Below are 4,945 nucleotides of genomic sequence, written 5' to 3'. Positions count from 1 at the left end.
CGAGGGCGGAGCAAGCTTCTCTTGTGCGGCATAGAACCTAAAAGTGGACAAGGATGAACGCTGCATATAGGAGCAAAGCTCCTGAAACGCCCTCTGAGACAGAGGATCTTCACGGCATCGCAGGCAGGCGACCTCAAACGGGGATTTCCAGGCACATCCGAGTGGTCGACGTCGCCCTGTCACCGCTCGGCGCGCCCACACCGTCCTGTTCCCACTTCAGCCCGCGACGGGGCCGTGCCCCCGACCGCCCGCGCAGCACGCCGATCGGCGCGAGCTCTGCCCGGAACACGAGTGGCCGGGCCAGGGCCGACATAGGCGCCCGTCCGTCACCGCCACGGGCCTCGGGGCCGGTGCGGTGTGGTGGCCGCGACGATCCCTGAAGGCGACATCCAGGTGAGGTGGGCCCCGGCCGGGCCGCACGTCAGCGTACGTGGATCACCACCCAGGCCCGAGAGATCAGCCGGCGCCGTTGACGACGGCGTTGTGGATGGCGTTGTCGGACAGTTGCCACTTCTCCAGGATGCTGCTGTAGGTGCCGTCCGTGATAAGCGAGTTCATCGCCTTGGCCAGGACGTCCCGCAGCTGGGTGTCACTCTTGCGGAGAGCGATGCCCCATGGCTGCATTTGCGCCTGCCGGCCCGCGACCTCAAAGCTCCTCCCGTTGTCAACGGTCTGGGCGTTGTACAGCACTTTGGGGTAACCGGTGATCAGCGCGTCCGCCCGGTTCCTCTGCAGCTCCGTCACGGCGGCCGGATCGGTGTCCGCTCGCAGGACGTTAAGGGTCTTGCCCAGTCGCTCACAGGCCTTCTGCTGGCGGGTCACGAGCTCGTCGTGAACCGTCTCCTTCTTCACCGCCACGGATCTTCCGCACAGGTCCCCGAGGCTGCCGATCCTCGCCGGGTTGCCCTTACGGACCATGATGCCGGAGCCGGCCATAAAGTAGTCCACGAAGTCGACACCTTCGTCGACCTGCTTGTTGTCCTTGTCGACGCCCCGTTCCCGCTCGCGGGTGTCGGTGATGCCCGACATGCCGATGTCGTACTTCCTGTCGAGCAGCCCGGGAATCACGTTCGAGAAGAGATCGACCTCGCGGAATCGGACCTCGACACCGAGCACCTTCCCCAGCGCGATGGCGATATCGAGATCGAGGCCGTCCGGCTGACCATCCGTACGCCGGAAGACTATCGGGGGCGCCGTGTACGACACGCCCACCTGGATCACTCCCGCTTCGCGGATCGCTCCGGGCAGCTGGTCGTGCAGCGGGGGCTTGTCACCGCCTGCGCCACCCGCTCCCGTGACAAGAGCGACGGCGGTCACAGCGACGGCGGTCAGAGCCACGGCGGTCGCTACAGCGATGCGGCAACGGCTGCTGGAGGGGGTCATCTCTGTTTCTCCCGAGGATTCGATAGGGGCGCCCTGACATGGGGCCCGGTACGTCGACGATCCGGCCACCGCCCTCACGCCACCCGAAGGACCAGAACGGACCAAGTCGCGCCCGCCTCAGAACATGGCCGGGACTGAGCCGTCCGACAGCGTGTGAACCGGGGGCGCGGCGCGGTCCTCCTTCGACCGCCACAGCAGCTGTCCAGCAGGAAGGAGACGAAGTCCGGTCCCGGAGCCTGACGCGTGGCCCGATCGTTATCCCGTCGGATGGAAGGGCAACGGCACCGTCCGCCCGAACACGCTCCCGTCCGGTCGCGGTCACCTGTCCCGGTATCGACGGGACGGCGTTGGCCGGCTAACGCTCCGACAGACCTCGCGCGATGTCAGGAGCCCGTAGTTCCCCGTGCCCCTGCAACGCTCCGAGGGAACCTGCATGATCAGACCCGGAGCGGCGGCCCGACGGTCAGCGCGGCTCCGGCGCGCGGGTGACCGGTTCCAGACGCACTCCGACTGACGACTCGTCCGGCCCACCACCCAACGCACCGAGCGGCCGACCGCGGCGGGCCCCACGCCCCTCACAATCGACCTGGTAACGGTTCGGCAACGCTGCAGGGGCTGGCGCGGACTTTCTTCTCTCTTGCCAGAGCAGACACTTGAAATCATCGCCCTTGAGGAGAATGTGATGTGCCCGCCCCTCCCGAGGCGGGACAAGAACTCGACAGGACGGCCCAAAAGGGTAAGTGACAGGCTCGGCCATGCCCAGCCCGTGGCACGACCGAGCCCATTTCCTCGACGCCTTCGTCCGCCCTGCCATTTCCGGAATGCCGAATCCGAGTGGCAGCCGATTGTCGAAAGGTGACGCATTTCCGGGATTGATGTGCACCTGAGGTTTCAGCGCCAAATTCTCGAACGGATCACCACGGGCCTCGCGTTCAGGCGACTGCCTTCCCGCGCGACGAACACATCGCGCGGAAGCCTCCGACGAAGTGGGAGGCGACCCCAGCCGACCGGCCGCGCCTAGACGTCGAGCCCGGCCTCGATGCGCTTGAGACCATGCCGGGCCAGCGCCAGATTTGTATGCGAACGATCCAGTGCCAGGTAGAGGAAGAGCGACCCATGACTGCTGGCCAGCGGGCGGATCAGGTGGTACTGGCCACCGAGGGTGATCAGAATATCCTCGACGGCGTCGTCGATCGACAGCGCCTCCAGCGCGCGCGCACCTTGGAGCGGACGACCTCGGTGTTAGCGGCGGCCTCGACCTCCAGGTCGAGCTGCCGACCCCCTCCGAGAAACCCGAGTGACATGCCGCTCTCGAAGTCGGCCACTGCCACGCCGATGGCGCCCTCGAGCTTCATCGCTTCCTTGAGTGCATCGTCAATTTTCATGCGCTGACCGTCCCTTGTTCGACGTCCGGGAGGAACTCCTGTGGGAGGAAACGAAGTAGCAAGAAATCACCCGCGATGGTCACCCCGATAATGGTGGATTAATGTACGCTACCTGGAGTTCAGAACGCGAAGGGGTTCCACGTGCGCGCGCTCGAAGCTTCCCTCTCCGGTGTGCTCGGTGTCCCCGGGGCTGTAGGTGTCGCTCTCGTCGACGCCGTCACCGGCCTCGGCTACGGCTCCGTTGGGGACCACCGGTTACTCGGGTCCGGCGCTGAACTCGCCGAGCTGACCAACCGGATCGGCGACCGGCTGTTCGCCGCAGGGGCGACGGGCGAGTTGGAGAGCATGGTGGTCACCAGCACCCGCCACCACGAGATCGTCCAGGTGGTGCCCCGACAGGACGGCCCCCTGCTGCTCGCCATCGTGCTCGACCGAGAGCGGATGAATCCCGCCCTGGCGTCCCGTCAGACCGTTTGCCACGCGGCGGACCTGCTGACATGACCGGCCTGCCGCACGACCAGCTCCCGCCAGGCCCTTCCGAAACGGCCCGGCGCCCTCGGTGGCCCGGCGCTGCTACTCTCCTTGCACAGGAAAGGCTTCACAGGCTCGGTCGCGGTCTCCGGCGCACCGGGCGGCACGATCCAGGTGGAGCAGGGACTCATCACCGCGGTCGAGACCCCCGGAGCCCCGTCCGTCGAGTCCCTCCACCTGAAATCACGCCGCGTCAGCGAGTCCGACTGAGCAGCTGCCGAGACCGCCGTCACTTCGGGCGACGCCATTTCGGCCCGGGGTGGCGACCTCGGTGCAGCCCTGGTCTCCCGGGGGGCGATCGGTGCCGCCGAGGCGCGGTACTCCTGCTTGCCGCCGCACGTGCGGCGTTGCGGCGCAGTTCGCGAGAGATTGTCCCGGGGTCACGGCCCAGGGCGCGGGCGATCTCGCGCACGCCCCTGCTCATCGCCCTGAGGATCGCGATCTCCTCGCGCTCCTCGAACGTGAGGTACCGGCCCGAGGGTTCGGCCAACGAGATTGGAGGCATGCCGCCAGCGTGACGAAACCACCTCGCACCCACCGGCCACGACACTCCGGCCGCCAGTGACGCCTCCACCGTCGTGACCCCCGTCGCGATCAGGCGCCAGAACTGGCGCTGCACGACCCGAGACGGATCAGGCCGTCCCGGCGAACGCATCGCCCGCCGCAACGCACAGTCAGCGCGCCACTGCCGACGCCGCCCCTCCGGAACATCGCTGGTCTTCAAACGCCAGTCCGCTGTGGCCACGCCGCACCCCTCCAAGATCAGGGTGTTGCGACGACCAGTTGAATCCGCCCTGACACCGGTGGTCGCTGTGATGGATCAGCGTCCCCGGCTCGACGGGCCCGTCGTGCAGGGCGTACTCCAGTGCGGTGAGCACGAGGTCGGCGCCCGCGCGCTCGCAGGCGTGCCAGCCCACGATCCGGCGGGAGAAGGCGTCGCGGATGGTGGCCAGCCACCACGGTCCCTCGCTGGTGGGGATCAGCGAGATGTCGGCGCCCCATAGCCGGTTCGGGGCGCCCGCGGTGAAGTCGCGCCGGACAGGTCGGGGGCGAGGTCGGCGGCCGGGCCCCGGCGGGTGAAGGAACGGGGCCGGCGCGGACTCACGCCTTGCAGGCCGGCCTGGCGCATCAGGCGCTCGACCCGTTTGCGGCCGACGTGGGTGCCCTCGCGCCGCAGGACCGCGTGGACCCGCGGGGAGTCGTAGGTCGCGTCGGAGTCGGCGTGGATCCGGCGGATGTGCTCGGTCAGCTTGGCGTCGAGGCGCTTGCGCGCGCACGGCTCGTGAACGTCGCGGCGCCATCGGTAGTAAGAGGTCGTTTTCGTTCGATGTTTCATCCCGAGACGGGGTGTTTGGTGAGGCTCTTCGGGTCGCGCCAGGAGATGGTGTTCTCCCCGGTCAGGCGGCGGGCCATGAGATCGGTCATGGCGATGTGGATGACGGCTTCCGAACGGGTGGGCAACGTCTCGTAGTCGCGGGCGAGGCGTCGGTGGAGCATGAGCCATCCGTAGGTCCGCTCGACCGCCCAGCGTTTCGGGATGGGAGTGAAGCCCCTAGTACTGCAACGGTGCTTACCGTGACTGCTGTTGGGTTTGCTCGTTGGACTGTTCATGAGTGGGGACATATCTGAGGTCGATGCTCGTCGCT

At 67.4% G+C, this 4,945-nt stretch carries 5 protein-coding genes and 3 pseudogenes; 2 read left to right on the top strand and 6 right to left on the bottom strand.

The annotated features are described in order from the left end of the window. Positions 1–456 precede the first annotated feature (456 nt). Both ACFWIC_RS40650 and ACFWIC_RS40645 read right to left on the bottom strand, forming a co-directional pair. Positions 457–1,383, bottom strand: a complete 927-nt coding sequence (locus ACFWIC_RS40650; RefSeq protein WP_380522194.1) for an ABC transporter substrate-binding protein — start codon at positions 1,381–1,383, stop codon at positions 457–459. A gap of 1,017 nt (positions 1,384–2,400) precedes the next feature. After that, a pseudogene (locus ACFWIC_RS40645) lies at positions 2,401–2,768 on the bottom strand (hypothetical protein). A 141-nt stretch (positions 2,769–2,909) separates the two neighbouring features. Here ACFWIC_RS40645 and ACFWIC_RS40640 point away from each other — a divergent pair. Together ACFWIC_RS40640 and ACFWIC_RS40635 are read left to right on the top strand one after the other, a co-directional pair. Further along, positions 2,910–3,269 carry a hypothetical protein gene (locus tag ACFWIC_RS40640; RefSeq protein ID WP_380522192.1) on the top strand — a complete coding sequence of 120 codons (360 nt, stop codon included), beginning with the start codon at positions 2,910–2,912 and terminating at the stop codon, positions 3,267–3,269. A gap of 81 nt (positions 3,270–3,350) precedes the next feature. Then, on the top strand, positions 3,351–3,509 hold the full coding sequence (locus tag ACFWIC_RS40635; protein WP_380522198.1) for a hypothetical protein: 159 nt from the start codon (positions 3,351–3,353) through the stop codon (positions 3,507–3,509). 98 nt (positions 3,510–3,607) lie between these two features. Here ACFWIC_RS40635 and ACFWIC_RS40630 read toward each other — a convergent pair. From ACFWIC_RS40630 to ACFWIC_RS40615, 4 genes and pseudogenes are all read right to left on the bottom strand, one after another. Then, a pseudogene (locus ACFWIC_RS40630) lies at positions 3,608–4,023 on the bottom strand (helix-turn-helix domain-containing protein); the annotation flags it as partial. Further along, positions 3,974–4,279, bottom strand: coding sequence for a hypothetical protein (locus tag ACFWIC_RS40625; protein WP_380522196.1), 306 nt, complete (start codon positions 4,277–4,279; stop codon positions 3,974–3,976). The pseudogene ACFWIC_RS40630 and the gene ACFWIC_RS40625, both read right to left, overlap by 50 nt. Then, a complete protein-coding gene (locus ACFWIC_RS40620) occupies positions 4,279–4,635 on the bottom strand; it encodes an IS3 family transposase (RefSeq protein ID WP_380522190.1) in 357 nt (118 codons plus the stop codon). The genes ACFWIC_RS40625 and ACFWIC_RS40620 overlap by 1 nt, the downstream gene beginning before the upstream one ends. Further along, a pseudogene (locus ACFWIC_RS40615) lies at positions 4,632–4,853 on the bottom strand (transposase); the annotation flags it as partial. The pseudogene ACFWIC_RS40615 and the gene ACFWIC_RS40620, both read right to left, overlap by 4 nt. Positions 4,854–4,945: the final 92 nt, after the last annotated feature.

The sequence above is a fragment of the Kitasatospora sp. NPDC127035 genome, assembly GCF_042726075.1.
Classification (GTDB): domain Bacteria; phylum Actinomycetota; class Actinomycetes; order Streptomycetales; family Streptomycetaceae; genus Kitasatospora.
Note: the sequence above shows the minus strand (reverse complement) of the source record. Positions and strands in the feature narration are given on the sequence as shown.